This window comes from Aggregatilinea sp., assembly GCF_036822615.1.
Lineage (GTDB): Bacteria > Chloroflexota > Anaerolineae > Aggregatilineales > Aggregatilineaceae > Aggregatilinea.
The window spans coordinates 53,763-80,351 of record NZ_DAISHJ010000014.1; the positions used below are offsets into that span (position 1 = coordinate 53,763).

Genomic DNA, 26,589 nt, shown 5'->3' on the forward strand with positions numbered 1-26,589 from the left:
CAAATTAGTCTTTGGGACGCGGGGTCGCGGGTGGACGAATCTCGTAGGACAGCGCGATGGCGTTCGCCGGGCACATCTCTTCGCACTGGCCGCAGTAGGCGCAGTCGCCCGGTCGGACGATCACCGGAGCGCCATCGACCATCTCGACGGCTTTCGTCGGGCAGTAGTCCACGCACAACCCGCAGCGCGTGCACGCCGCCCTGTTCAGATCCGGTACCAGCCAGTCATCCATCGCGTTGAGCGTCCTCCGTTCATCCGCAGCACACTGTACAACACGCGCCGCCGGAAGAATGTGACTAAAGTCACAAACGGAGCAAAACGGAAAAATGGGAAAGTAGTGAGGGGGAAATTACAGCTCGGCGAGGACTTCGAGCGCGTCTTGATCCAGGATCGTGATCTGGTGGCGGTGAATGGCGATCAGCCCCTCTTTGGCGAAGGCGCGCAGCGTCCGGCTCACCACTTCGCGCACGGTCCCAATCTGCGCGGCGATTTTTTCCTGCGTCCACCGTCCGGGGTCGCCCGCGCCCATCTCCACGATCAGAAAGTTCGCCAGCCGCGCCCGCACGCTGCGCAGGCTGAGGTCGTGCGTCAGGTCGGTGAAGTGGTGCAGCTTGGCCGACAGCACGCGCATCACGGCCAGCGCGATGTCGGGCGTTTCGGTCGCAATGCGCACGAAATCGTCGGGCGGCACGGTCAGCAGCGTGGCCGGACCCACCGCCGCCACCGTCGCCGGGGACCGGCGCGGCGACAGGAACGCAGTCGGCAGATTGAACACATCTCCGGCCTCCAGCCGCGTCAGAAGCTGTTCGCGCCCGTCGAGGTTGGTGCGAAACACACGCAGCTCGCCCGCCACCACGAAAAAAACGTGGCCGTTGGCTTCGTCTTCCAGCAGAACCAGCTCGCCGTCGTCGTAATGCGTCCGCTGTGTCGCCGCGTCGAGCAGCGCCAGACTGGTCTCGGATAACCCGGCAAAAATGGGGACGTCGTGAAAGAGAGAGCGCATATTGCTCATGCGGGGAAGGCAGCCAATGAATGTGTGTAATGCGAGCGCTGTGCGTTTGATGCCGCCGCGAGATTGTAATCCAAATCGTGCCGGGGACCAACCCGCGCGGACCGCTAATCAGCCTCAAGCCCCTTGCGCGTCAGCTCAATCACACGTAAGCTTACTGTATAGGCTCGTAACTATGGACATGCCTTCCAATTATGAGATCCCCTTTTGGACGTTTTTCCAAAATACGTAAGTTTGACCGTTAAACAGAGTGTTTATGCGATACAATCTGCACTCATCGGACTGCTAAGAGTCCACATCCAAAAAGCGGGGACAAATCAAATCAAAGATGGACACGCCTAGACCAGAGAATCACAGTGAAGTCGAAACTCTCCAGCAGCAAATCGCGGCGTTGGAGAAAGAAAAACAAGAACTGTGCGATGCTCTGCGTTCTTATCAGGACCAGTTCACCGCTGTGTTCGAGCACGCAGGCGATTCGATTTTCGTGGTCGATCCGGTTTCGCTGCAAATTCTGTCTGCGAACGCGTTGGCGGAACACCGGTTTGGGTACAGCCGCGACGAGTTGCTGTCGCTCGGCCTGGACAAAATCGAAGTTCAGCCGAGCGACAACGGGAACGGCGGTCTGGTCTGGGAGTCCAGTTTCAGCGGCACGCGCGTCTACGAATGCCATTACCGGCGGAAAGACGGATCGTTGGTATCCGTCGAAGTCAGCAGCCGCTTCGGCGCGTTTGGCGAGCAGAACGTCCTCGTCAACTTCGTGCGCGACAACACCTACCGCAAGAAGATCGAGGCCGAGCGCGAACAGCTCATTGCCGAGCTGGACGCCTTCGCGCACACGGTCGCGCACGACCTCAAAAACCCCCTGGGCATGATTCAGGGCTACGCCAACATGCTCTCCACCGAGTTCGAAGACCTGTCTCTGACCGAAATCATGCAGTACCTGGAACACATCGAGTTGGGCGTCGACAAGATGGTGACGCTCATCGACGAGCTGCTGCTGTTCGCCAGCGTGCGCCGTCTCGACACGGTGCCGTCCAACCCGCTTGAGATGAAGCCGATCGTAGACGAAGCGCTCGCCCGGCTGCGCTGGATGATCCAGGAATACGAAGCGGAAATCGTCGTGCCCGACATGTGGCCGATGGCCTGGGGCTATCCGGCGTGGATCGAAGAAGTGTGGACCAACTACCTCAGCAACGCCATGAAGTACGGCGGCAGGCCGCCGCGTGTGGAACTGGGGTCAACCCCGCTGCCCGATGGCCGCATCCGCTTCTGGGTGCGCGACAACGGCGACGGTATCGCGGAAGACGACCTGTCGCGCCTCTTTAAGCAGTTCTCGCGCCTGGGAGATATGCGCGTCACGGGGCACGGCCTGGGGCTGTCGATCGTGTCCCGCATCATCGAAAAGCTGGGCGGCAGCGTTGAGGCCGAAAGCACGCCAGGACAGGGCAGCACGTTCAGTTTCCTGCTCCCCGCGCATTCCAGGTCCGATCAAAGCCTGAACTAGTGCAAACTGGCTAGGCGCCCGTCAGGCGCTGCTCGTACTCCGCCAGGATATCTGAGACGATCGTATCCACGTTGGCCACATCGAGTTCAACGGACGCGGCGGCGTACGCTTCTTCACCGATGCGAGTGACGATCCGCTCCACGATAGGCTGCGCGATCAGCACCTTCGTTTCGGCAGACACGGACGGATGCCGCAGCACCAGCCCGACCAGCGCCGCCGCGCGCTTCGGCGCGTCCTGGTAGGCCAGGATACCGGCCAGCCCGGCGAGCGCCTCCAGCATCATCATTGTGTACTTGAAGCGCACGGTGGCATCCAGCGCGCCCAGGTAATATTTCTCCGCCAGATCGAGATGCTGCATTGCCGACGCCGCGTGTCCCAGGTTGAGCGGGACCGCGGTGAGCGCATAACGATGGCCCGCTTCCTTGTAAACCCGCAGAGCCTCTTCGTAGTAGGGCGCGGCCTCTTTGAATCGCCGCGAATGCCGCAGGTTTTCCCCCTGGGCATTCAGCGCCCGCGCCAGAATCAGGGGGTTATGCGTGTCCTGCCGCGCCAGTTGCAGCGCTTCCGACAGATACGCGTCGGCTCGCTCGTGCTCGTGCCCGATCACCGACAGCGCCCCCAGCCAGATCAAGATATCGCTCACCACCGCCGTTTCGCCCAGCGTACGCGCCAGGGATAACGCCTCGGTCAGCCGCTCGTGCGCGGTGTCAATTTGCCCCTGCCGCAGCGCGATGGACCCCAGCAGCGTGAAGACGTCCACCACGCGTTTTTCGTTATGCTGTTCGCGCGCCAGCCGCAGCGCCACGTCACTGACGCGCAGCGCCTCGTCGAACGCGCCCTGGTTCATACAGGATCGCGCCATCTCGAACTGATCGTCCAGGTAGCGCGACGGCTCGTCCAGCCCCAGCCGCTCGTACAGCTCGATCGCGTGCTTGAGCATGTTCAGCGCTTCAAGGTACGATCCCATCTCGGCGGCATAGTGCCCGGCAAGGCTGGCGTATTCGGCTTCCTTGTGCGCGTCCTGCGCGATCTGCCAGTGGTGCATCAGCGCCGAGGCATAACTCGCACGGTCCTCAAAGGCCGCTTCAATCGCTTCCGCCGCCTGACGGTGCAGCCGGACGCGATCCGCCTCTGGGAGCTGGTTCAGGATCTCCTGGCGGATCTTGTCGTGCGTGAACCGCCACTTGCCGTCACCGATCTCGATGATCGCCGCGTTCGAGCAAATGCTGAGCCACTGTTCGAGATCCTTGCGTACATATTCCTGGTTGTGGTTGACGACGTAAGCCAGCAGGCCGAGATGAAGCTGCCGCCCCATGACCGAAGCCGCCCGCAGCACCTGCCGGTCCGGCTCGTTGATGCCGCGCAGGCGGCGCTCCACGATGCCCTGCACGCCGTGCGCAACGATGTGCGACGGCAGCTCCAGCGTGCTGATCTTCGACAACTGCCCGGCGTGCTCTGCCAGGGCGCGGACCGTCTCCACCAGGAAAAACACGTTGCCTTCCGTCTCGGCATGGAGCAGCTCGATCAGGCGCGGATGGCGGCCCATCTGGCCCAGCATGGCCTCGCTCAGCTCCGAGATCTCCAGGCGGGTCAGCCGTTCCAGCTTGATGTAACGCATCTCGGGGAACATCGCGGGAAGATCGGGCTTTTCGTCGTCGCGGAAGGACGCGATGATCATCACCGGCGCGCTTCTCGTCACCGAAATCACCGCGCGCAGCACTTCCAGGCTTTCCGCCACCCACTGAAGGTCTTCCAAAATGATCAGGATCGGCCCCGGATAGCGCTTGATCACGTCCATGATGACCGTAATCAGGCGATCGCGCGTGTCCTGGCTCGACAGGGCAGGCGGAGCGGAAACCGGACGCCCGATGAGGTCCTCGATATCGGGCACCAACATCGCCAGCACGCCCGCTTCGAGGTCGTTCAGCTCCACAGCGAGGCACATGCGGCGCACGATGTCGCGCCACAGGTGATAGGGCGGCCCGCCCTGCTCGATCCCCTGCCCGACCAGGACCAGCACGCCCTGCACCATCGCCTGAATGCGCGCCTTTTCGATCAAGCGCGATTTGCCCACGCCGCTCTCGCCGCCGATGAGCCAACTGCTGCCGGTCCCATTCTGCACGTGCACGACCGCATCTTCCAGCAGCGCGACTTCGGCGGCACGGCCCACGTAGGTCGCCGCCTGAAGGTAGCTCTCGCGGATTTCTGGCGTCTCCAGCACGATCGGATCGTCGATCAGGGCTACGAGGTCCTGAATGACGCTTGCGGCGCTCTGGTAGCGATCCTCAGGCCGCTTCGACAGCAGCTTGGCGATGACTTGTGCCAGCGGGCTGACCGGATGCCTCGATGGCCCGAAATCATCGTCGTCCTCGTCGTCGCTGGTGGCGGATCGCGGACTCAGCTCGATCGCGTTGATGGGCATCATGTCCGGCGGGCGGGTCAGGATGTCCTGAATCAGCTTGTACTGGTGTTCGGTGTTAAAGGGGTGGTGCCCCACCAGCATTTCGTACGCGATGACGCCCAGCGCATACAGATCCGTTGTTTCGTTGGCCTGCGTGCTCTGCGTAAACAGTTCCGGCGCGACATACGGCATCGTCCCGGTAATGCCCGTGATCTGGCCGTGCTGCGCCGCCAGTCCAAAGTCCAGCAGCTTGACCATGCCGCTCGAAATCAGGATGTTGGCCGGTTTCAGGTCGTGGTGAATCGTGCCGCGCCGGTGCAAATAATCGAGGGCTTGCAGCACTTGCAGCATCAGGTGCAGCCTGGCTTTGACGTCAATCGTCCGGCTGTATGTCAAAATATCCTTGGCATCTCGCAACAGCACCATCGTAAAGTAGGGCAGTGTGGGCTTATCGAGTTCCTTGTGAAAGCCGTAGTCCAGCACCGTGATGATGCGCGGGTGATGCATTGAAGCCAGCGTTTGAAATTCGCGCGCCAGCGCAATGTTTTTATCTTGTTCGGCGCTGTGCGGCATCAATGCAGCCGGAGTAACCGGGGAAAGGACCTGCTTCAGAGCAACCTCATGGCCGGTCAAGCGATCCACGGACCGGTACACAACACCCATGCCACCGTGTCCCAACTCTTCGCCCAGCTTATACCGGTTTGCGAAAAGTCGTTGTTGATTTATCATGGTTTTCCACAGTCTAAACTAACTATGGCAGCGCGCGGTGTTTTTTCGCCCCACGCGCCCCCCCTCCCGGACTGCGCCGCTACACCAGCGCGCAGGATGTTCTGGCCTCAAAGTAGTTCGTAACAAAAGGCCTGCATTTAGTTCCCCGCGTCAAACATCGAGCGTGATCCCGCCAACGGTTTGGTGGCTGGCGCGGGCCAGTTCATCATTGATGGCGTGGTTAATTAGAGCGCATAACGCGCCAAAATACACACATGGATCTCCGTCGCAGTTGACGCTGAAAAAGCTGTCATCCAGGAAAGGACAATCAATAACTGTCTGCATATCCAGCTCGACCGGCAGATCGCTAAGCGTCTCCTTCAGCCGCAGCAGGACCTCCAGCGAGGGCGCATAACTGCCCAACCGCACGCCCAACGCCAGGAAGCTGCTGCCGTTTCCTACCACCAGCCCCAGCGCCGACCACGCCTCCAGGCAGGCGCGCACGTCGTCCGCCGCCGCACCTGTTTCCTGCGCGAACCGGTCCAGGGCGCGTGCATTGCGCACCTCGTCGCAGTACAGGTACAGATCGCGCTGCCAGCCGGTGAGCACCGTCAGCGGCTGCACCGCCGCCGAGCGCAGATCCCAGATCAGCAGGTGCGACGTGAGATCCACGACCATGAGCGCGCTCTGGTCGTGCTCCCGCCGCCACGCTTTGGCGCGCCGGTACAGCGGCTTGGTATAGCCGTCGAGGTCGCGCGGCTCCTGGTAATCGTAGAAAAAGTGGTACGCCAGATTCGCGCGGGCCTGCGGGTCCAGCCCGGCGTACATGTAGTCGTACGGGATCGCCGGGCGCACGTTGGCGAACCCGTCCGCCTCGGCGCGGTTGAAATGCGGGCTGAAGCGGTCCAGCCGGATCTGCGCCAAACTGACCGGGGGATTCAGGTGGAACAGCAGCGGAAACAGCGCCGTCATCTGCTCGTAATCGGCGGGGTCCTCGCCGGGAAATCCCCACAGGATGTTCCAGTACACGTCGATCCCCAGTTCTTCGCCCCACTTCAAAAGCTGGATATTTTGCAGCCAGCTCACACCCTTTTTCATCAGCTTCAAGACGTGATCGTTGAGGCTTTCCACGCCCGGCTGAAGGTTCTTGATCCCCGCGTCGCGCAGCAGCACCAACTGCGATTTGCGCAGGTTTGCTTTGACCTCGTAAAACAGCTCCAGGTCGAGATCGAGGTCCGCCAGCATGGGGATGAAGTCGTTGAAATAGCGCATATCCATGATGTTATCCACCACCCAGACCGGCAGATCCGGGTAGCGATCCAGCAGCGACGTGAGTTCCCGCACGGCGCGCTCCGCCGACTTGCTGCGATAGGCCATCGTCTCGCCGTTGAGCCCGCAAAACGTGCAGTGACTGCGCTCGCCCCACCAGCACCCCCGCGACGTCTCAAACAGCACGCGCGTATTGGAGGGGCGCAGCACGGTGCTGCCATCCAACTGCTCGAAGAAGTCGTCGTAGTCGAGCAGCGGCAGCGCGTCCATATCCGTGACCGGCGGCGCGGTCGGCGGCCTGTCCACCAGCAGATCGATGTTGCGGCGCGTGAAGACGCCTTGCAGGTGCTCGACGGGGTCGCCGTCCAGCGCCAGCCGCACGAGGTCAGGGAAGATGTGTTCGCCTTCGCCCGACACCACCGCATCCACTGCCGGGAACTGCCGAACCGTCTCGACGCCCATCGTGCCCTCGCAGTTGCCGCCCCCCATCACGATGAACAGATCGGGGCTAGCGGCTTTCAACCGCTTCGCCAGGCACAGCGACGCGACGTGCTGCTGGAACGTGCTGGTGATGCCGACCACGCGCGGTTGGCGGTCGAGCACCGCCTCCACCGCCCGGTCCAGGAACGCCTCCACATGCGGCACGGCAGACAGCAGCCGCTCGATGTGCGACTCTGGTACGGGCGCATGGCGGTTGTTCAGCGGCGATTGGCGGCGCAGCACGTCGTCCACGAAGCGGCTGTGCATCGCATTCTGCCCGTCGAACAGGGCGTTCGCAAAGACCCATTCGCCCGCCAGATCCACGTAGGGATTCCCGCTCGAAATGTGGTTATAGGTGCTGCCCCCGATCATCTCTGCAAACAGCAGCGTCGCGTAGAAGATGTTCGCGGGAATGCCCTCCTGCGCCAGCACGCCCTTAAGCAGCGTCAGGCCGATCGACGGCTGAGAGATGGGGCCAAACGGCATAGAAACCAGCAGAACGGGTGCGGCAGTAAGAGGAATATCGGTACGGTTGGCGTGCATGTCATAGTGAGTCATGGCGACTTTTAAGTTCTGCGCGTTATAGCGGCAGATGGTTAGGATGTAAAATCAACGTTACGAGACCTTGCAAGATGCTCTTTCGCTCCGTATCATTAAGGAGCGGTCTGCAAGCGCCTCGCAAAAGGAGTTCCCAATGGCAAACGGCATCAAATGGTCAAGCATTGTTCAGAAAGCACAAGAAGATCCCGAATTTAAGAAACAACTTCTTAGCAGCCCCCGCGAAGCGATTGAAGGGTTTACCGGGATCAAACTGCCCGAAGGCGTCGAGTATATTGTACACGAGCAAACGCCATCTACCATCCACTTAGTCCTTCCCTACGCCGATGCCGACAAAGCACAACCGGACGCCTTCTTTGTACAGGACGATGACGACGCGGCCTCCAAGAAGTCTGATGCGTTCTTCGTGCAGGACGACGACAACATAGACGACCAGAAGTAGACGCTCCCAGCGGCTGCCAGTTTCGCAGCCCTCACGCGTCGTCGCCGCATGGCACAACAACACGGACCAGCTTGCAACGGCTGGTCCGTGTTTTTTGTGGGGGATTCCCAGGTCTGAGCGCGGGCGGCGCGCCCCGCAACGCCTCTACGAGCGGCCCGGCAGCGCGGCTCCCTGAGCAGACCTGACGGCGCGCGGATTGGGGCGCTGCTTGATCTTGATGCGGTACCACAACAGCACCGCGCTCACCAGCAAACTGGCCCCAAACAGGATCTGGAACCCCAGCTTGCCCCCGTCTGTGCCCGCCGTCAGGCCGTGCGCTGCCGCCAGCACAAACGCGATGTAGCTGGTGTAGTGCAGCAGCTTCCACGCCCGGTGGCTCATCAGCCGCTTCTTGAGCGCGAAGCTGGGCGTGATGACCACCAGCATCCAGAACGCCAGGATGCCCGCCCCGGTCGCCGCCGGGCGATACGGCCCGGTAAACGGGACCAGAAGGTCCGAAAGGCGATAGCTGAAATAGCTGTCGGCCAGCAGCAGCAAACCGTGCCCCAGCGCGAACCCCAGCGCCAGCCACGACAGCGACGCGTGCAGCAGCATCGTCAGCGGGCCGGGCGACCAGTTTTTCACCACGCCGCTGCTGATCGCCAATCCCCACAGCACCGAGAGCGTCAGCAAGGTGAATGCCGTCGTGCCGGACGCGCGGATCAGGTACCACGTCAGGTTACCGCTGTTCAGCAGCGACGTGTCGAATACGTTACTGTTCCACAGCCAGACCCCAGCCAGCGCCAGGACGAGCACGCTGAGGAGAATGGACAGAATATCCATCAAGGTCGAAGAGCGTTCCATGAGCCGTTGTCCTCGTGAGCAAGGTATGCGGGTGATTACACGCCGCCATCAGTCCGATGATAAATCCGCCGTCACGTACTTTTTGAGCGAGAGAACTGGTTTCGCACGCGTTCACCATCCCGCGATCCGTAGGGCGGGGCTTGCTCCGTCCGTTATTGCCGGGATCCCCGCGCCACATATGTTATGTGGGGGTGTTTCCCCTTCCCTCCGCTTGCGTGAGGGAAGGGGTCAGGGGATGGGGGGCTATAAGTTCATAACAGCCCCTAGTCGTCGTGCTCGAAGCCGTGTTCCTCGTAACCTTCGTGATCCTCGAACCCCTCGTGATCGTCGTCGTCCTCGAAGCGCCACGGGCTGGCGGGCTGCTCGATGGCAACCTGCGTATCGGGAGCGCTCAGCGACGGGATATCGTACACCGCGAGTCCCTGGCAGTCGCCCAGCAGCATTCCCGTATCACCGGAAGCCCACGCCGAGCTGCCATCCGCCGCCCCAACCAGCACCCAGGTGCCGTCGGTATTGGTGCCGCCCACCTGGAACCGGTCGCCGTTGAAGCCAAAGCCGAGCACGCTGTAGCCCTCGCCGGGGCCGCTGCGCAGATTGACCGCGGTCGCGCCCACCGAGAAGACGCAGATGCTGTTGGTATCGGCTGCCGCCGCGCTCGTGTCGGTCACGACCTGCGTGTCAGCCGGAATGTTCGCCTGCGTTTCGGACGCGAGCGCCATGCCATCCAGCGACGACGGCAGCGCATTCATCACGCGGACGTTCGCGGTGACCGCCTGTTCGATCTGCGGCGTCACCAGCATCAGGCGGTACGTGCCGCCATCGAGCACGAGCGACATGCCGTCGATCGCGCTCGCGCCCAGCGACGCGACGATCTGGCCCGCGTTATCCGTCACGTCCACACCGATCACCGCGCCGGGAAACGACACCTCGACCGTGCCGGTCGTCCCGTCCGGGATCGTCACATCGATCACCTGGGTCGGCGTGCTTGCGTCCAGCCTCACGTCAGTCGTCTGGTACATAGTGAGCGGCTGCTGCGCCTGGCTGATCGCCAGCGTCAGATCCGGCTCGGACAGGCTGGGCTGCGACGTCACGCGTACGTACGCTTGCGACGCATCTGCGAGGCGCTCCGCCGAGAGCGTATAGGTATCCGCGGTGGGCGCGAGCCGCAGTTCGAGTTGGTGCACGCGGCTGTCCGACGTCTGGAACACGGGCAGGCCGTCCGCATCCAGCACGAGCACCGCTGCTTCGACCATCTCCAGCCCGACCACGCCCGTGGTGCCCGGCGTCTGCGCCACCACCACGTCGATGCTGGGGGCGCTGTCGGTCAGCGCGATGTAGTCCTGCCCGCTCTGCGCCAGCGCGGGCCCGGCGGTCAGCAGCATCCCGACCATCGTTGCAAACAATAGAGCAGTCCGTTTCATCGTTTTCCCTCCATCTACGAGCATCTATGCCAGCGCCACGGTATGCGACATGAAGTCCTGTGTGGCGACGACCGCCCCAGTGGTCCGCACGACCAATGCGGCGTGTTGGGGCTGTTGGTTGACCCATTCCAGACCGGCTTCGCTGCCCAACAGCAGGATCGCTTTCGCGTACGCTTCGGCAGCTGTCGCCGTCGGGCAGATCACCGTGACCGATTGAACGTCCGTCTGCGCGGGCTGCCCCGTGCGCGGATCGATGATGTGATGCTGGAGCTTGCCGCCCTGCCGCCAGCGCCGGTAGTCGATCCCGGTCGTGGCGACGGCCTGATCGGCCAGCGCGACGGACAGGATCGGCGGTGTATCGTCCGCTGCCCCCGGCTCTGCGACGGCCACGACCCAGCCGGGCTGGTTCTGCGGTGTGCCGCGCGCCACCAGATCCCCTCCCGCGTCCACCAGACACGGTCCATACGCCGCCAGCCGGTTGGCGATCAGTTCCGCCGTCCAGCCCTTCGCCGTGCCACCCAGGTCGATCTGCGCCCCAGCCGGAAGGCGCACCGCCCGGCGCTTGGGCGCGAGTGCGACGCTGCGCCAGTCGGGCACGATCACCGGCTGCTCCGAGGCGGAGTCCTCGACAGCCGCTCCCGCCCGGATTTCATCGAAGCTGCGCGTATACCCCGCCGCGACCAGTGCGGGCAGGATCAGCGGGTTGTACAGCCCGTCCGTCAGCGCGGCGGCATGTAGCGCCTTTTCGATCGCTCGGTACAGGACGTCGCTGACCGTCACCCACTGCCCGCTGCGTGCGTTCAACGCGTTGAGTTCGCTCTGCGGGCGGAAGCGCGTCAGGCGCGCTTCGATCTCCTCGACCCACGCGGGAACCTGCCGCACGATCGTGGGGCCGTCGCCCTCGGTTTCCACCCAGACGTTAAATTCCGATCCCATCGCGCGGAATGAAAAGACGTACTGCTGCGCGTTCATCGTGACGACCTTGTGCGCGGCTGGACAAAGAACTGGGATGATGACGATGAGGACGTGTTCGACGGCACGACCTGCACCGGGCTTGGCGGCGCGATGGTGACGGCAGAGGCGGTGTCGTCTTCATCGACGGATAACACATCGTCGTCCCCGTCGTGCCGGATGATCGTGATCGTCGGGGCGACCTCTGCGGCAGTGCTCGTATCGACCGGCAGCGCCGCTTCGACGGCAGTCTGGCCGGTGGGCTGCACATCCAGCGACGCCAGACTTTGCGCGCCGATGATCGTGGCCATGGTGCTGCCCGTAACGAGGGAAAGCCGGACGAGAAATCGCTTGGAGGTTGTGAGCTTGTTATTCGATGCCATGAGTCTGCGCTCCTTCGTGTGATGTTCAAAGGATAAGCGCAAAGCTCAATTACTGTCTTAAACGAAACTCAAATCTTGTTAAATCCAGCTTAAATCCGCAAAAACAAGCGATCGCTGAGAGGAAGCTCACCCGCCCATGCCGCCGTGTGAAGGCAAAAAAACACCCGCAAGCGGCAGCCTGCGGGTGTCGTGATTTAACAGTGAGCGGGCGTGTGGTACGCCGCTGCGCGCGGATTAGACCCGCTTGTTGGCGTGCGGATCGAGCGCGTCGCGCAAACCGTCGCCCATGAAGTTGAACGCGAACATGATGAAGAACAGCGCCAGCGCCGGGAAGATCGCCTGATTGGGATAGCTGATCAGCGCGTTCGAGCCGTCCGAGATCATCGCGCCCCAGCTTGGACGCGGTGGGTTGACGCCGAGTCCAATAAAGCTGAGGAATGCCTCGAAGGATATGTATCTTGGGATTGCCAGACTTTCCGCGACGACGATCGGCCCCAGGATGTTGGGCAGGATGTGGCGGAAAATGATCGTGCTGTTCCGCGATCCGATAGACACCGCCGCTTCGATATATTCCTTCTCGCGGATCGACAGCACCTGTGCGCGCGCAAGGCGTGCCGTGTCCATCCACGACGTCAGGCCGATGCCGATGAAGATGAAGAACATGCCGCCGAATGCGGCGTCCAGTTGGTTCATCTTGTACGCCAGCGTGCCTTGGTCGCCCTCGTTGAAGCTGGCGCGGAAGAACGCCATCAGCAAGATGACCAACAGCAGGGTCGGGAAGGCATACATGATGTCCACGATTCGCATCATCAAGTTATCGACTTGCCCCCCGACATAGCCTGAGACCATGCCGAAGATCGTTCCTACCAGCAGGCTGAAGAATGGACCGATGAACGCCACCGACAGCGAAATACGCGCCCCATAAATGATGCGGCTTAACAGGTCGCGGCCCAGATTATCCGTGCCCAGAATATAGTCGTCGTTGACGTTGACGTAGCCGCCCGGCTGTTCCTCCAGCGGCTTCATCTTGGGGAAGATATCCACGATCCATGACGGCGCGGAGTTCAACGCCAGATAGTTCTGATCCGTGTAATTATGGGGGGCGACCTGCGGCGCGAAGATCGCCGCCAGAATATTCAAAATAATGATCACGAAACCGACCAGCGCGGCTCGGTTGCGCCGCAGTCTGCGCCACGCGTCCATCCACGGGCTGTGGCTCTGCTGGGCCCTACCGCCAAGCTGCATGACGCCGCTTGCGCTGCTAGCGGTCTGTTCCTGAGGGGTCACATCGACAGCTGACATGGTTGTTATCCTAACTCAGGCGGATGCGCGGATCCAGCCATGCGTACGTGAGATCCACCAGGAAATTCGCAACGACGATGAAAAACGCGAAGATGAGGGTTGTCCCCATGATCACGGAATAGTCGCGGTTGGTGATGCTGGTGACGAAATAGGAGCCAAGACCGGGAATACCGAATACGCGCTCGGTGACGAATGTCCCGGTAATCAGCGCGGCGAACAGCGGCCCGATGATGGTCATCACCGGAATCATCGCGTTCTTCATCGCGTGGACGATCACCACGCGGCGCTGGCGCAGCCCCTTGGCATAGGCGGTGCGGATATAGTCTTCGTTGAGCACCTGGAGCAGGCTGGCGCGCGTCAGGCGGGCCAGCAGCGCCGATTGTGCGAAGCCCAGCGCGAACGCGGGCAGAATCATCTGGTCGAAGTCCCCCCACCCGGACGTGGGGACCCAGCCCAGCTCGACGGCGAAAATGTACTTGAGCGTTGGCCCCAGCACGATCACCGGCACCGACACGCCGAGGATCGCTGTGCCCATGCTGATATAGTCCACCGTCGTGTTCTTGCGCAGTGCCGCGAGGATGCCCAGCGGAATGCCGATGATCATCGCCACCAGCAGCGCCAGCACGCCCAACTGAGCCGACACGGGCAGGTGGTCCCGCACGATGTCGTTCACGCTCAGAGTAGGCGACTTATAGGACGGGCCGAAGTTAATCCAGCGCAGCGCCGCGTCGTCCACCAACGGCAGGTTGATGTTCACGAGATAATCATCGGTAACCGAAAATACCTTTTCCTGGGACGTGACGCGCGGGATGAAAATATCAACCATGTAGTCCGCGTACTGGGTCGGCAGCGGATCGTCGAGGTGGTATTTCTGGTTGAGGTTTTGCAGCACGGTCGGGTTCAGCTTCTTTTCAGTGCTGAACGGCCCCCCAGGGATCTGGTGCATAATGAAAAAGGTAATCGCTGAGACGACCAGCAAAACCATCAACAAGTATAAGAAGCGTCTGACGGCGTACTGTCCCATGTTTGACCCTTAGATCTCCAGCTCTTCTTCAGACAGGGGAGCGCACGTGGATGCACGTGCGCTCCCCAAAACTAACATCTGGCAAACGCTACTGGGCGATGTCCCACTTGTCCAGGCGCTCGATACGGTTCACAGCGTAGGACCGCTCCACGGAGGGCTTGGTCATCTGCTGCGAGGTGTAGTAGTAGATGGGCGCGATGGCGGCGCTCTCGTTCACGAGCATGTATTCGGCTTGCGCGTACAGTTCCGTACGGGCCGCAACATCCTCGGTCACGCCAGCTTCGTCGAGCAGCGCGTAGAATTCATCCGTGCCCCAACCGGTGTGGTTGTTGCTATCGGGACCCTTGGTGCGATACACGTCGTTGATGAAGCTGTTCGCATCCGGGTAGTCATAGCACCAGCCCAAACGCCACACGTTCGGCGCGTCACGGCGCAGGGTCTCGTTGTAGGTCTGCGCGTCCTGCGCGGAGATCTGAACGTCGATGCCCAGCGTGTCTTTCCACATCTGCTGGACGGCCTGCGCGATGGTCGCGTGCGCGGAGGAGGTGTTGTGCATCAGGGTGATGGACGGGATGTCTTCCAGAGTCTGGCCGGTCTCATCCAGATAAGCCTGCAGTTCGGCCTTCGCGCCATCAACATCGCTGTGGATCGCGAGGTCAGGATAGTCTTCCTGGCTCGGGCCAGCGGCGACGTCAGGACGGGTGAAGAAGCCAGCGGGAATCTGACCACCCGCGGTGATCTGGACGATGGTGGCACGGTCAATCGCCATCGACAGCGCGCGGCGCATGTGGACGTTGTCCGTCGGGGCGATTTCGGTGTTGAAGCCATAGTAGTAGGTGCAGGTGTCCGGGCCGATGTGCAGGTCATCCGGGTACTGCGCCTGGAGGCGGGGCAGGTCCGACAGCGGGATGGTCGGGATCCAGTCCAGCTCACCGGCCTCGTAAGCGGCCAGCATCGCCGGTTCTTCCAGGTACGTGAAGACGACTTCGTCCAGCTTCGGCTCGGGCAGGGTTTCGGTCGCGGGCCAGAACGGGTTCTTGACCAGGGTCACCTGAACGTCATGTTCCCATTCCTTCAGCGCGAACGCACCGTAGCTCGGGTAGCTGCCGGCTTCGGTCCAGGCATCGCCGTATTCTTCGATCGCCCACTGCGGCTCGGGACGGGACATCCACATGCCGTAGATCATGGGCAGGAAGCTGGCGGCCTTCGGCGAGGTGAAGGTCAGGGTGTAGTCGTCCACCGCGGCGACACCGAGTTCGGTCGCTTCACCGGCCAGGGCGGCTTCACCACCGACGATCCAGGGCGCGAGCACGCCCGCGTACTGCGAGCCGGTCGCCGGATCGAAGGTGCGGGTGACGCCGTAGACCACGTCCTGAGCGGTCACGACACGCGGCGCGCCGGATTCGTCCATGATCTGGACCACTTCACCGGCGGAGGCATCGTAGGTCACCCACGGCACATCGTGCATCAGGTTAAAGGTATAGGTCAGGCCATCGTCAGAAACGGACCAGTCGGTGGCGAGACCGGGCTGAATTTCAACCGTGTTCTCGTCGAAGGTGGTCAGGCCGGGGTACGTCTGATTGATGATCTGGATTTCGTTATTCCAGGTCGCCAGCGAGGGGTCGAGGATGACGTCACCGGGCAGATACGCGGTGTGCAAAACCTTAATATCCTGGGCGCTGGTGAGGCCAATGCTGCTTCCCAGCACTGCTACGATGAGCGCACAAACTACTAAAACTGATTTGAAGCGCGAATGCATGTGTCTCTTCTCCTTGGCGTATGTCGCGCCAACACTAGGGGTTGAAATCATTATACGTTAATTTGCAGCATTATTATCAGTTACAGGATGGCGTTCATCAAGGATGATTTCCAACGCTGGATCTTGGAGAAGGCGTGCTGTTATGCCCTGCCTGGCTTTATCTTATACGTAACGACGGCGTAATATTGGTCTGTCAAAAACAGCGATCGATCAATTCACACGGCCCACACGTATTACCATAGATAATGTTGAAAGCTCACCATTTTACTGGGCGGGGATGCCGCGGAGCGCAGACAAGAATGATGCTGACGTGGAAGCTGTTCAAGCGCATCAACATCGCAGGCGAAGCGATCGACAATCCGGTCTATCTCCGCGAAATCGAGTGTTACCCCGTGTGGTACGCCGCCGCCCAGCACGTCAACCGCATTTCCGTCCTGCGCGTCGGCCTGGGATCGCTGGGCGGGCTGGCCTGCATTCTGGGCATGTTATACGTGAACAACCTGCTGTTTCTGCTCGTCCCGCCTCTGATCGTCTTGATGGCCGCCACCGGCCTGACGCTTGGCCCCATCATCGCGCGGGAGCGCGTCAGCCTCAACTGGCCGCTGCTGATGGTCATTCCCGATGGCGTCGAAGAAGTGCTGATCAACAAGGCCGCCGGGGCGCTGGCGTGGATCAGAAACCTGCTTTCGGTGATGATCATCCTGCTGGGAACGGCTGCGATCGGGGTCGGGCTGGGCAGTCTGGCGCTGCTGCCCACCGGGCGCGGCCTCACCCCCAACTGGCCGACGACGCTGCTGTGCGGCGTGCTGCTGACGCTGCCCACGGTTACCGCGTTCATCTACATTGTCGACCGCGCGCAGCAGTACGTCCTGATCATCACCTCGGCGCTGGCCGCGGGCGCGTCTTCCACGTCCGTGCCCGCCTCGATCATTGGCGCCAGCATCGCCACCGCCGCCATCTGGGCGCTTGAGATCGTCACCACCGGGCTGGTGCTGCTCGTCCAGCCCGGCAGCATCGATTTCACAAACAGCACCACCCTGCTGACCCTGATCACCCTGGGGCCGATGCCCAGTTACATCATGCAGCTCGATATGGCCCGCGCCGTCGTGTATATCGCGCTCACGCTGGCCGTGCGCGAACTGCTGATCCGGGCCGTCTGGCGCTATACCGTTCAGCGCGCCCGTTCCGAAGCAGGCGAGGGCGGGCTGGAACATCCCCTGCGGCGGCTCATCTCCCATTGATCGATCCGCACCATTCTCTATATACCCCATAGCTACAGCCTCTCCTGGCACCAATAGTCAAACCGGTGTTTGAATAATTTCGACTTGATTGACTCTCGTTCATAATTGTTCTATTATGAACACATAAGAGTTCCTTTAACAACAAAGTCGAACATTTACGAACATGATCCCCAGCGAACGCGATAACATCATCCTTTCCCGAGTCAACGACCACGGCATAGCAACGGTGCGCGAGCTGGCTCAAGCGTGCGACGTCACCGAGATGACCATCCGGCGCGATCTCGCCCGCCTCGATGCGATGGGCATGCTGCGCCGCACCTACGGCGGCGCGGTCAAGCTGTCCGAAGGCGACGCCGAGATTTCCGGCGCGCTGGCCGAGCACGAAGATCTGGCCCCCGACGCGCTGATCCTCGCCCCGGTCCAGAACAACACCGCCCACACCATCCGCGAGCGCGCCATCCGCAACCAGATCCCTTTCATTGCCGAATCGTCCCCGCAGTCCGGCGCAGTCTACCTGGGGCCGGACAACTATCAGGCCGGGTACGAGTTGGGCGTGTGGACCGGCGCGTACTTCCGCGAGCACGTCGGCGGCGAGGCGCACATTCTGTGCATCTCGCAGTACGGCCTCGCCAACACCAAAGCCCGCACCGACGGTTTCACGGCGGGCGTACGCGACGTTCTGGGCGACGAGGCTCACATCCTGACCGTAGACGGGCGCGGCATCTACAGCGAGGTCTACCGCATCGCTACCGATGTCCTGCGCCTTCACCCGCACACCAACGTGATTTTTGCCATCAACGACGACTCGATCCTGGCGGGCATCCAGGCCTATCGCGGCCTGCGCTACGACGTGGAAAACCTGATCGCGGTCAACGTCGGCGGCGAAGGCTCGACGCTGTTCAACGCGCTTCAGCAGCCGGGCAGCCCGCTTAAGGCGTGCATGGCGCTGTTCCCGGAGATCGTCGGCTACGTGGGCGTGGAGCTGGTCGCGCGGCTGTGGTCGGGTGAGCAGCTTGGCGACGAGGTGATCACGCCCCGCGCGCTGCTTACGGCGGACACGCTGACGGCGTATTACTACAACGACGAAAACGCCTGGATCTTCGACACCGACCACCTCGCCGCCCTGGTCGATCCGGTCTGGCTGGAACCCCGCGCGGCGGTTCCCCAGCACCAGCTCTCGTTTGTGGTCCACTACCCCACCCACGAGTGGTACCAGAATCTCGCGCGCGCCATGAAGCGCCGCGCGGATGCGCTCGGCATTGTCTTTTCGGCGGTGGATGTCAACGAAAACGTCAAAGCGGAGATCCGCGACCTGCGCTGCCTGATCGGCAAGGCCGCCGCCGATTACGTCAACGATGGCGAGACGATCATCCTCGACACCGGCACGGCCACGTCCGACATGGCCTGTTACCTCGCCGCGCGCCAGAACCTGACCGTCGTCACCAACTCCATCGACGTCTGCAAGCTGCTCCAGCCCGATTCCAACATCGACCTCGTGTTGACCGGCGGCAGCCTCGACCGCGACGCGCAGGCGCTGGTCGGGCGCGGCGCGCGGCTGCTGCTCAAGCAGATGCACGCCGACAAAGTATTTTTAGTCGCGGGCGGTCTGTCCAGCGCCTTTGGCATCTCGTCCATTACCGAAGCCGAAGCCGACATCCGCCGCACCATGATCCAGGCCGCGCGCGAAGTCGTCGTGCTGGCCGATCACACCGTCATCGACACGGATGCCAAGTTCCATGTAGACGGCATCGATCGCATCGACACGCTCATTACCGATGCGGGCATTCGGGCGTCACAAAGCCTCGAATTCTCGCAGCAGGGCATAAAAATCATTATTGCGGGTCAACCCACCCATTCCTGACGCAGCGCCACCCCGCAGCCCGTTCAATGCCGAGTGCAAGAGAGGAGGCCGTTCCAAACCATCTCGTCCGTGGAACAGCGCACGCATAGATTAGTTCTTCGATTTTGCTTGAAAGGATTCTCAAATGAAACGTATTGGCTTGATGCTGTTGATCGTGATCCTCGCCATCCCGGTGCTTGGGAACGTCGGCGCGCAGGGTGACGATGTCGTGACCCTCACGTTTTGGGACAACCAGCAGACCGAATCGGGGCTGAGCGCCTACCAGCAGGCCGCCGTGGACGAGTTTGAAGCGGCCTACCCGAACATCAAAATTGACGTGGTCACCGTGCCCTACACCGAATACCAGGACCGCCTGATCCTGGCAGTGCAAGGGGGCAATGCGCCCGATATCTCGACAGTGGACCAGATTTGGAACCCTGCATTCGCTGTCGCCGGTGCGGTCATGCCCCTGGACGATTATATAGCAAACTCTGAAACGGTTGCAGAAGACGCATTCTTCCCCGGTGCGTGGCAGTCGGCCATGTGGGACAACCAGGTGTGGGGCATCCCCTTCAACGTGGACGTCTGGCAGTTCAGCTTCTATAACAAGGCGCTGTTCGAGGCCGCTGGCGTCGATCCCGAAAGCATCACCACCTGGGACGGCCTGAAAGCCGCCGCCGAAGCCCTGACCGATCCCGACGCCGGGCAGTACGGCGTGGGTCTGTTCGGCTTCCCGAACGAAAGCATCGTCGTGGTTGTGGACTCGTTCATCTTCTCCAACGGCGGCGCAGTGCTGCACGAAGACGGCTCCTGCGCGCTGGACGAGCCGGAATCGGTGGAAGCGCTCAACTACCTCGTGAGCCTCATCCCCTACGCCCCCGAGGGCCTGCTGAACACCAAAAACGAAGACATCCGCCAGCTCTTCCTGAACGGCTCGGTCGGCATCGAATGGTGGCCCGCGCTTGAGCAGCCCACCCTCCAGAGCAGCGAGCTCGATTGGGGCTTCGTGGCCGGAACCGCGCCCGAAGGCAAGACCCCGGTCGGCACGTACGGCGGCTGGAACCTCGTGATCTACGATCAGTCGCAGCACAAGGAAGAAGCCTGGAAGTTCATCGAGTTCCTGACCAGCAAGGACGTCAACGGCAAGGTTGTGGACCTCATCCCCGCCAATATCGAAGCGGCGCAGTCCTTCCTCGCGGAAAACCGCGAAGGCGCTGACATGATCCTGGAGCACCTGAACAACGCCCAGCCGCGCCCGCTGTCGCCCAACTACCTTGAGCTGTCCGACATCGAACAGCAGATGATCCAATCCATCTTCAGCGGCGCCGCCGTCGAAGATGCCGTGGCCGACGCCTGCTCGCAGATCAACGATCTCGGCTAGTCCGCCGCTGAGCGCGAGGATCGCCCGTCTCCCCTACTGGCGGGCGGTCCTTCGCCTTAAGGATGCAATCGATGGCCGCTCAAATCAGGGTTCACACCGCCAAACGCAGCTCACCTCAGCGCAAAGAAACACACGGTCTCGGTCTGGCGATTTTGTTCGTGCTGCCCGCCGCTGTGCTGGTGCTCACGCTGATGTACTATCCCATGATCCGCACGTTTTACGAAAGCCTGTTTTCGACATCGTTCCTCAACCCGACGCCCGAATACATCGGCTTGCAGCGCTACAGCGACATGCTGCACGACAGCGATTTCTGGCAGATCGTACAGAACTCGCTGGTGTGGACCATCTCCGTCGTCCTGTTCCAAAACGTCTTCGGCGTGCTGACCGCGCTGCTGCTCAACCAGAACCTGCCGGGCAAGAGCCTGATGCGCGGCATCGTGCTGCTGCCGTGGGTGCTGCCGGGCATCGTGGCGGCGCTGCTGTGGCGCTTCATGTACGATCCCCAGTTGGGCCTGATCAACTCGATCCTGATCAGCCTCGGCGTCACAACGCAAAAAACGGCGTGGCTGGCCGAGCCGGGCATGGCGATGGTCGCGGTGATTGTCGCCGCCGTGTGGAAGGGCTTCCCCTTCTCGACCGTGATTTACCTCGCCGCGCTGCAAGGCGTGGACCAGCAGCAGATCGAAGCGGCGCAGATCGACGGCGCGAACGCCGTGCAGCGCTTCTTCCGCGTGGTGATTCCCTCCATTTCTGGGATCATCCGCCTCAACCTGCTGCTGACGACCGTGTTCACCTTTAATTACTTCGACATGATCTGGGTCACCACGCGCGGCGGCCCGCTGGACAGCACGCACATCTTCCCGACCATCATCTACGAATACGGCTTCGGCAAGTTCAAGTTCGGTGATGCGGCGGCCTACGGCGTCGTGGCGGTGCTGATCCTGTCCGTCTTCGCGCTGCTGTACCTGTACGAACTGCGCGAGAGCATTCGCGGGAGGGCATCATGAGCGTTGCGGCCTACCAGCGTCCCCGCCAGCGCCTCGTGCGCAACATCACGCTGATCGCGCTGGAAATTCTGCTGGCGCTGATCGTCCTGCTGCCGTTCTTCTGGATGTTCAGCGTCTCGATCAAACCGGCGAACGAACCGTTTGCGATCCCGGCGCGGCTCTGGCCCGATCACCCGACGCTCGAAAATTACCAGAACGCCTTTTACCCGGAGTTCCGGCGCTATTTCCTGAACAGCATCGTCGTCTCGCTGGCGACCACCACCATCTCGCTCAGCGTGGGCCTGCTGGCGGCATACAGTTTCAGCCGCTTCCAGATCCGGGCGCTCAGCGCACTGTTGGTGCTGATCATCCTGGCCCAGATGTTCCCCGTCTCGGCCATGATCATCCCCATCTATAAGATCATGCGCGACCTGCACATGCTCGATACCTACCCCGCGCTGATCCTGGCCTACCTGACGCTGACGCTGCCCGTGTCGATCTGGATGTTACGCAGCTTCATGGAGAACATCCCGCTCGATTTGGAAGAAGCCGCCACCGTGGACGGCGCGACGCGCCTTCAGGCGTTCGTGCGCGTGGTGGTCCCGCTGGCCCGCCCCGGCATCGTCGCTACGGGCGTGTGGATCATCGTCGTGACATGGCAGGAATTCCTGTTTGCGCTGGCGTTCACCTCCAGCCGCAGCATGCGCACGCTGCCGATCGGCATGAACGACTTCATCGGGCAGTATGGCATCCGCTACGGCGAGCTGATGGCGAGTTCCGTCATGGTCTCCGTGCCGGTGATCGTGCTGTTCATGTTCCTGCAGCGCTACTTCGTCGCCGGGATGACCGCCGGGGCTACGAAAGGCTGACGGGCGCGGCGATGATCGAGTTGCGCGGCATCACCTGGGACCATCCCCGCAGCACGGCGCCCCTGGCCGAAAGCGCCCGGCGCTACGCGGCCCTGTCGGGCGTCCGCGTGATGTGGGACGTGCGCTCGCTGACGGCCTTTGGCGACGCGTCCGTGGAAGATCTCGCCGCCGCGTATGACCTTGTGGTCCTCGATCACCCGCACATCCCGCTGGCGGCGGAGGCGGACTGTCTGCTGCCGCTCGACGAGCACCTCCCGCCCGCGCAGTTGGACGCTCTCGCCGCGCAGAGCGCCGGGCCGAGCCACGCCAGTTACGCCTACGCCGGGCACCAGTGGGCGCTGGCCCTGGACGCGGCGGTCCAATCCAGCGTGCGCCGCGCCGACCTGCTGCCCGATCCGCTCCCGCAGACGTGGGAGGACGTGCTTTCGCTCGGCACGGATCTGCGGGCGCACGACCTGTGGCTGGCCGTCCCGCTGGGACCGACCGACGCCCGCGACAGCTGGCAGACGTTGTGCGCGGGCCTGGGCGAGCCGCTGGGGACGGAGCCGGACGGCTTCGTCTCGGCGGAAACGGGCATCGCCGCGCTGATCCTGCTGCGCGCCCTGGCCCGGATCGCGCATCCCGCCAGCCTCGACTGGACGCCGATCGCGCTGCTCGACCACATGCGCGACCATGACGACATAGCGTACTGTCCGCTGGTCTACTGTTACGTGACCTACGCGCGCGACGACTCCCCCGGCCACGTCCTGACCTTCGACCCCGTGCCGGGCGTGAAGGGCGCGATCCTCGGCGGGGCGGGTTTCGCCGTCTCCGCCGCGACCGCGCATCCCGCCGCAGCGTGCGCGTATGGCGCGTGGCTGTGCGGCGTGGAGGCGGCGCGCACCTGGGTCGTGGCAGCGGGCGGTCAGCCGGGCAACGCGGCGGCATGGCAGGACGACGCAGCCAACCGCCTGACGCACGACTTCTTCCGCCGGGTCTATCCGGGCCTGCACGCCGCCTACGTGCGGCCCCGACTGGCCGGGTTCCCGGCGTTTCAGGCGCAAGCCGGGCAGACGATCCACCGCTTTTTGCGCGAGAGATCCGATCCGCGCGCCTGCATGGCCGCGCTGGCCGATCTCTACGCGCAAACCTGCGCCCAACCCGACGCCCCCACACGAGAGGAGACGGCATGACGGACTTCACCTTTGACGGCCCCATCTTCCAGGCGCGCATCGACCTCGACCCGGTCGTGCCGCTGTATGTGTATCTCGTGAAGGGCGCGACCTATGCCGCCTGGATCGACAGTGGCATAAAGAGCATGTTCCCGCTGCTGCAAGCGACGATGGACCGCGCCGGGGTCGTTCCGCAGGACCTGCGCTTCGTGCTGCACACGCACTCGCACCACGATCACATCGGCTGCAACGCGCAGCTTCGCGCCGCGACGGGCTGCCTGATCGCCGCCCCGGCTTACTACGCCGCGTGGCACGCCGATTTCGAGCGGCAGTACCAGGAGTTCGCGCGGCCCTTCCGGCGCCTCATGCCGGATACACCTGAGCTGCGCGACGAGGTCTTTTCGTTTCTGGACGCGCCGGTCCCGCTCGACCTGCACGTCGATGAGGGCGTGCTGTTCGACCTGGGCGGCGGCGTGACGCTGCGCGCGTTCAGCCTGCCAGGGCACATGCTGGCCGAACTCGGCTGGTTCGAGTCCTCCACGCGCACGCTGATCCTGGGCGACGCGATCACCGGCCTGGACTGGCCGCAGTTCCACAGCCATCTGACCGTCGGCGGCTACCGCGCCAGCCTGGACAAGATCCGGCGGCTGGTGCGCGAGCTGGACGTACAGCGAATCTTGGCGGCGCACTTCGCACCGATGACGCCCGCCGAGGCGGACGCGCTGGTCGCGCACGCGCACGACTACATCGACAGTGTGGAGCGCACGATCGTGCGTTTTGTCGCGGGCCAATCCGCGCCCGTCTCCCTGGGCGCGATCTGGGCATTCACCTGCCGTCACATGGAGCGGCGGCAGGAGTTCCGCGCGCTGAACATGGTCCACGCCCACGCGTTGGATCTTCTGGCGCGCGGTCTACTGCGCGAACCTGAACCCGACCACTACACCTTACGCTGATCACACGGAGGCAACCACCGGCTATGAAAAGCGCACTCGAAGGCGTCCGCGTGCTGGACTTCACCCAGATGATGCTGGGGCCGTGGGGCACGCAGTTTTTGGGCGACATGGGCGCGGACATCATCAAGATCGAGCGGCCCGGCGTGGGCGAATGGGAGCGCACCCTGCCCGCGATGGGCGAGCTTCTGGGCGGCGTCAGCCCCTACTTTCTGGCGATGAACCGCAACAAGCGCAGCGTGACGGTCAATCTCAAAGACCCGCGCGGCAAGGAGATCATCTACGCGCTGGTCAAGGACGCCGACGTCGTGACCGAAAATTACCGCCCCGGCGTGATGGATAAGCTCGGCCTGGGCTACGAGGATCTCAAGCGCGTCAACCCGTCGATCGTCTACGTCGCGGGCAGCGGCTACGGCCCGACTGGCCCCTACGTGACGCGCCCCGGCCAGGACCTGCTGATCCAGTCGATGTCGGGCCTCGCGGCGCAGAACGGGCGCGCGAACGAGCCGCCCACCCCGACCGCGACGTCGTTCGTGGATGCGACCACCGCGCTGATGCTGGCCTTTTCGACCGTGACCGCCCTGTTCCACCGCGCGCGCACCGGCGAGGGTCAGCGCGTGGACGTGAGCCTGTTCAACACGGCCATCGCCCTGCAGTGCCAGGAACTCGCCAGCTTCATGAACACCCCTGCCCGCTGGGAGCGCAGCGCGTCCGGCATCGGCAGCCCGTGGCTGGCCGCGCCGTTCGGCATTTACGCCACGTCGGACGGCTACATCGCCATTTCGATGAACTCCCTGAGCGTGCTGGGCGAGCTGCTCGACCTGCCGGAGCTGGCCGACTACGACAATCCGCGCGCCGCCTACGACCAGCGCGACACGATCAAGCCGCTGATCGAGACGCGCGTCTGCACCGAATCGAGCGAGCACTGGTTGGCGCTGTTCGCCACGCGCGACCTGTGGTGCGCCAAAGTGCAGGACTTCGAAGACCTCATGCACGATCCGCAGGTGGCGCACAACGACCTGATCCAGACCGTCGAGCACCCCGAACTCGGCCCGATCAAAGTGATCGGCATGCCAGTGCGCTTCAGCGAGACGCCGGGCACGATCCGCCTCAGCCCGCCGCTGGTCGGCGAGCATACCGACGAGGTGCTGCGCGCCGCCGGGTACGCGCCGGAGCAGATCGAGACGTTCCACGCGGAAGGGGTGATCTGAGCATGGCGACTGGAACCCTCGTCACCTACGATCTCGTGGACGGCGCGATTGCCGTCCTGACTTTCAACCGCCCGGAGAAGATGAACGCGCTCAGCACGGCGCTGCTGGCCGAATTCGAGGCGCACTTGCAAACCATCGAGCGCGACCCCGCCGTGCGTGTCGCGATCCTGACTGGCGCGGGCGGCAAGGCCTTCGTCGCCGGGGCGGACATCACCGAATACAGCCAGCAGGGCTTCGACGCCTTCGTGAGCTACCAGCTCAACAGCCGCCGCCTGTTCGACTGGCTGGAAGCCTTCCCCAAGCCGACCATCGCCGCGATCAACGGCTACGCGCTCGGCGGCGGCTTCGAGATCGCGCTGTGCTGCGACGTGCTCGTGGTGAGCACCTCCGCGCGGCTGGGCCTGCCCGAAGGCACGCTCGGCCTGTCGCCGGGCGGCGGCGGCACCCAGCGCCTGACGCGCGCCGTAGGCCGTTACGCCGCGGCAGACGTACTGCTCTCCGGGCGACGTCTGAGCGGCCAGCGCGCCTACGAATTAGGGCTGGCGGCGGAGGTCGTCGAGCCGGACACGCTGCTGGACGCCGCGCTGAGCAAGGCGCGCTACATGCTGCGCATCGCGCCGCTGGCCGCGCGCGAAATGAAGCGCCTGATCCGCACCGGGCCGGACGCGGCCCTGCCGACCGGGCTGGCGCTCGAACAGGAAGTCCTCTTCCGGCTCTACAACAGCCGGGATGCGCAGGAAGGCATCGCCGCATTCGTCGAAAAGCGCGATCCTCGTTTCGTGGGGGAATAGAGGAGATCACAATGGGACGTCTGGATGGAAAAGTCGCAATCGTAACGGGCGCGGGCCAGGGCATCGGGCGCGCGTCGGCGCTGGCGCTGGCCGCCGAAGGCGCGCGCGTTGTCGT

Annotated in this window: 23 protein-coding genes; 12 read left to right on the forward strand and 11 right to left on the reverse strand. The window is 62.9% G+C overall.

Features of this window, described 5'->3' with window-relative positions; genetic code table 11:
• Positions 1–4 precede the first annotated feature (4 nt).
• Entirely contained in the window at positions 5–232 is a 228-nt protein-coding gene (locus V7116_RS07000; RefSeq protein ID WP_324391179.1) for an ATP-binding protein, read from the reverse strand.
• A 117-nt stretch (positions 233–349) separates the two neighbouring features.
• Entirely contained in the window at positions 350–1,003 is a 654-nt protein-coding gene (locus V7116_RS07005) for a Crp/Fnr family transcriptional regulator (RefSeq protein WP_324391180.1), read from the reverse strand.
• 334 nt (positions 1,004–1,337) lie between these two features.
• Between V7116_RS07005 and V7116_RS07010 the strand changes: the two genes are divergently transcribed.
• Positions 1,338–2,513, forward strand: coding sequence for a sensor histidine kinase (locus V7116_RS07010; RefSeq protein ID WP_324391181.1), 1,176 nt, complete (start codon positions 1,338–1,340; stop codon positions 2,511–2,513).
• Positions 2,514–2,523: 10 nt separating this feature from the next.
• On the opposite strand, the gene V7116_RS07015 is transcribed toward V7116_RS07010, so the two are convergent.
• Both V7116_RS07015 and V7116_RS07020 read right to left on the reverse strand, forming a co-directional pair.
• Positions 2,524–5,643, reverse strand: coding sequence for a serine/threonine-protein kinase (locus tag V7116_RS07015; RefSeq protein ID WP_324391182.1), 3,120 nt, complete (start codon positions 5,641–5,643; stop codon positions 2,524–2,526).
• 150 nt (positions 5,644–5,793) lie between these two features.
• On the reverse strand, positions 5,794–7,929 hold the full coding sequence (locus V7116_RS07020) for a RiPP maturation radical SAM C-methyltransferase (protein ID WP_324391183.1): 2,136 nt from the start codon (positions 7,927–7,929) through the stop codon (positions 5,794–5,796).
• Between the two features lie 136 nt (positions 7,930–8,065).
• On the opposite strand from V7116_RS07020, the gene V7116_RS07025 reads away from it, so the two are divergent.
• Entirely contained in the window at positions 8,066–8,371 is a 306-nt protein-coding gene (locus V7116_RS07025; protein WP_324391184.1) for an NHLP leader peptide family RiPP precursor, read from the forward strand.
• A 144-nt stretch (positions 8,372–8,515) separates the two neighbouring features.
• On the opposite strand, the gene V7116_RS07030 is transcribed toward V7116_RS07025, so the two are convergent.
• From V7116_RS07030 to V7116_RS07060, 7 genes are all read right to left on the reverse strand, one after another.
• The gene (locus V7116_RS07030; protein ID WP_324391185.1) at positions 8,516–9,214 is read right to left on the reverse strand and encodes a ferric reductase-like transmembrane domain-containing protein; all 699 of its coding nucleotides are present in this window, start codon (positions 9,212–9,214) and stop codon (positions 8,516–8,518) included.
• A 263-nt stretch (positions 9,215–9,477) separates the two neighbouring features.
• Positions 9,478–10,635 (reverse strand): SH3 domain-containing protein, encoded by a 1,158-nt coding sequence (locus V7116_RS07035; protein ID WP_324391186.1) that lies wholly within the window; start codon positions 10,633–10,635, stop codon positions 9,478–9,480.
• Between the two features lie 24 nt (positions 10,636–10,659).
• Entirely contained in the window at positions 10,660–11,607 is a 948-nt protein-coding gene (locus tag V7116_RS07040; RefSeq protein ID WP_324391187.1) for an FAD:protein FMN transferase, read from the reverse strand.
• A complete protein-coding gene (locus V7116_RS07045) occupies positions 11,604–11,969 on the reverse strand; it encodes a hypothetical protein (RefSeq protein WP_324391188.1) in 366 nt (121 codons plus the stop codon). The genes V7116_RS07040 and V7116_RS07045 overlap by 4 nt, the downstream gene beginning before the upstream one ends.
• Positions 11,970–12,203: 234 nt before the next feature.
• The gene (locus tag V7116_RS07050) at positions 12,204–13,271 is read right to left on the reverse strand and encodes an ABC transporter permease (RefSeq protein WP_324391189.1); all 1,068 of its coding nucleotides are present in this window, start codon (positions 13,269–13,271) and stop codon (positions 12,204–12,206) included.
• Between the two features lie 10 nt (positions 13,272–13,281).
• Positions 13,282–14,295: an ABC transporter permease gene (locus tag V7116_RS07055; RefSeq protein WP_324391190.1), complete on the reverse strand. Its 1,014-nt coding sequence runs from the start codon at positions 14,293–14,295 to the stop codon at positions 13,282–13,284.
• Positions 14,296–14,383: 88 nt separating this feature from the next.
• Positions 14,384–15,955 carry a peptide ABC transporter substrate-binding protein gene (locus V7116_RS07060; protein ID WP_324391191.1) on the reverse strand — a complete coding sequence of 524 codons (1,572 nt, stop codon included), beginning with the start codon at positions 15,953–15,955 and terminating at the stop codon, positions 14,384–14,386.
• Positions 15,956–16,353: 398 nt separating this feature from the next.
• Between V7116_RS07060 and V7116_RS07065 the strand changes: the two genes are divergently transcribed.
• The 10 genes from V7116_RS07065 to V7116_RS25735 form a co-directional block, all read left to right on the forward strand.
• Positions 16,354–17,295 (forward strand): hypothetical protein, encoded by a 942-nt coding sequence (locus tag V7116_RS07065; RefSeq protein WP_324391192.1) that lies wholly within the window; start codon positions 16,354–16,356, stop codon positions 17,293–17,295.
• Between the two features lie 163 nt (positions 17,296–17,458).
• Positions 17,459–19,156 carry a substrate-binding domain-containing protein gene (locus V7116_RS07070; protein WP_324391193.1) on the forward strand — a complete coding sequence of 566 codons (1,698 nt, stop codon included), beginning with the start codon at positions 17,459–17,461 and terminating at the stop codon, positions 19,154–19,156.
• Positions 19,157–19,280: 124 nt separating this feature from the next.
• Positions 19,281–20,516 (forward strand): ABC transporter substrate-binding protein, encoded by a 1,236-nt coding sequence (locus V7116_RS07075; RefSeq protein ID WP_324391194.1) that lies wholly within the window; start codon positions 19,281–19,283, stop codon positions 20,514–20,516.
• A gap of 71 nt (positions 20,517–20,587) precedes the next feature.
• Positions 20,588–21,523, forward strand: coding sequence for a carbohydrate ABC transporter permease (locus V7116_RS07080; protein WP_324391195.1), 936 nt, complete (start codon positions 20,588–20,590; stop codon positions 21,521–21,523).
• Positions 21,520–22,371: a carbohydrate ABC transporter permease gene (locus V7116_RS07085; protein ID WP_324391196.1), complete on the forward strand. Its 852-nt coding sequence runs from the start codon at positions 21,520–21,522 to the stop codon at positions 22,369–22,371. The genes V7116_RS07080 and V7116_RS07085 overlap by 4 nt, the downstream gene beginning before the upstream one ends.
• 11 nt (positions 22,372–22,382) lie before the next feature.
• Entirely contained in the window at positions 22,383–23,543 is a 1,161-nt protein-coding gene (locus tag V7116_RS07090) for a hypothetical protein (RefSeq protein ID WP_324391197.1), read from the forward strand.
• Positions 23,540–24,475, forward strand: a complete 936-nt coding sequence (locus V7116_RS07095) for an MBL fold metallo-hydrolase (protein ID WP_324391198.1) — start codon at positions 23,540–23,542, stop codon at positions 24,473–24,475. Before V7116_RS07090 ends, V7116_RS07095 begins: the two co-directional genes overlap by 4 nt.
• 23 nt (positions 24,476–24,498) lie before the next feature.
• Positions 24,499–25,683 (forward strand): CaiB/BaiF CoA transferase family protein, encoded by a 1,185-nt coding sequence (locus V7116_RS07100; RefSeq protein ID WP_324391199.1) that lies wholly within the window; start codon positions 24,499–24,501, stop codon positions 25,681–25,683.
• A 2-nt stretch (positions 25,684–25,685) separates the two neighbouring features.
• A complete protein-coding gene (locus V7116_RS07105; protein ID WP_324391200.1) occupies positions 25,686–26,474 on the forward strand; it encodes an enoyl-CoA hydratase/isomerase family protein in 789 nt (262 codons plus the stop codon).
• Positions 26,471–26,589: SDR family NAD(P)-dependent oxidoreductase (locus tag V7116_RS25735; protein WP_442891788.1), on the forward strand; the 119-nt coding region annotated here is incomplete at its 3' end. The genes V7116_RS07105 and V7116_RS25735, both read left to right, overlap by 4 nt.

Coding starts and splice junctions, on each gene's coding strand:
- V7116_RS07080 (WP_324391195.1), top strand. CDS start 20,588: ATGGCCGCTCAAATCAGGGTTCACACCGCCAAACGCAGCTCACCTCAG.
- V7116_RS07025 (WP_324391184.1), top strand. CDS start 8,066: ATGGCAAACGGCATCAAATGGTCAAGCATTGTTCAGAAAGCACAAGAA.
- V7116_RS07065 (WP_324391192.1), top strand. CDS start 16,354: ATGATGCTGACGTGGAAGCTGTTCAAGCGCATCAACATCGCAGGCGAA.
- V7116_RS07045 (WP_324391188.1), bottom strand. CDS start 11,969: ATGGCATCGAATAACAAGCTCACAACCTCCAAGCGATTTCTCGTCCGG.
- V7116_RS07010 (WP_324391181.1), top strand. CDS start 1,338: ATGGACACGCCTAGACCAGAGAATCACAGTGAAGTCGAAACTCTCCAG.
- V7116_RS07055 (WP_324391190.1), bottom strand. CDS start 14,295: ATGGGACAGTACGCCGTCAGACGCTTCTTATACTTGTTGATGGTTTTG.
- V7116_RS07090 (WP_324391197.1), top strand. CDS start 22,383: ATGATCGAGTTGCGCGGCATCACCTGGGACCATCCCCGCAGCACGGCG.
- V7116_RS07075 (WP_324391194.1), top strand. CDS start 19,281: ATGAAACGTATTGGCTTGATGCTGTTGATCGTGATCCTCGCCATCCCG.
- V7116_RS07050 (WP_324391189.1), bottom strand. CDS start 13,271: ATGTCAGCTGTCGATGTGACCCCTCAGGAACAGACCGCTAGCAGCGCA.
- V7116_RS07040 (WP_324391187.1), bottom strand. CDS start 11,607: ATGAACGCGCAGCAGTACGTCTTTTCATTCCGCGCGATGGGATCGGAA.
- V7116_RS07020 (WP_324391183.1), bottom strand. CDS start 7,929: ATGACTCACTATGACATGCACGCCAACCGTACCGATATTCCTCTTACT.
- V7116_RS07100 (WP_324391199.1), top strand. CDS start 24,499: ATGAAAAGCGCACTCGAAGGCGTCCGCGTGCTGGACTTCACCCAGATG.
- V7116_RS07095 (WP_324391198.1), top strand. CDS start 23,540: ATGACGGACTTCACCTTTGACGGCCCCATCTTCCAGGCGCGCATCGAC.
- V7116_RS07000 (WP_324391179.1), bottom strand. CDS start 232: ATGGATGACTGGCTGGTACCGGATCTGAACAGGGCGGCGTGCACGCGC.
- V7116_RS07030 (WP_324391185.1), bottom strand. CDS start 9,214: ATGGAACGCTCTTCGACCTTGATGGATATTCTGTCCATTCTCCTCAGC.
- V7116_RS07015 (WP_324391182.1), bottom strand. CDS start 5,643: ATGATAAATCAACAACGACTTTTCGCAAACCGGTATAAGCTGGGCGAA.
- V7116_RS07005 (WP_324391180.1), bottom strand. CDS start 1,003: ATGCGCTCTCTCTTTCACGACGTCCCCATTTTTGCCGGGTTATCCGAG.
- V7116_RS07105 (WP_324391200.1), top strand. CDS start 25,686: ATGGCGACTGGAACCCTCGTCACCTACGATCTCGTGGACGGCGCGATT.
- V7116_RS07085 (WP_324391196.1), top strand. CDS start 21,520: ATGAGCGTTGCGGCCTACCAGCGTCCCCGCCAGCGCCTCGTGCGCAAC.
- V7116_RS07035 (WP_324391186.1), bottom strand. CDS start 10,635: ATGAAACGGACTGCTCTATTGTTTGCAACGATGGTCGGGATGCTGCTG.
- V7116_RS07070 (WP_324391193.1), top strand. CDS start 17,459: ATGATCCCCAGCGAACGCGATAACATCATCCTTTCCCGAGTCAACGAC.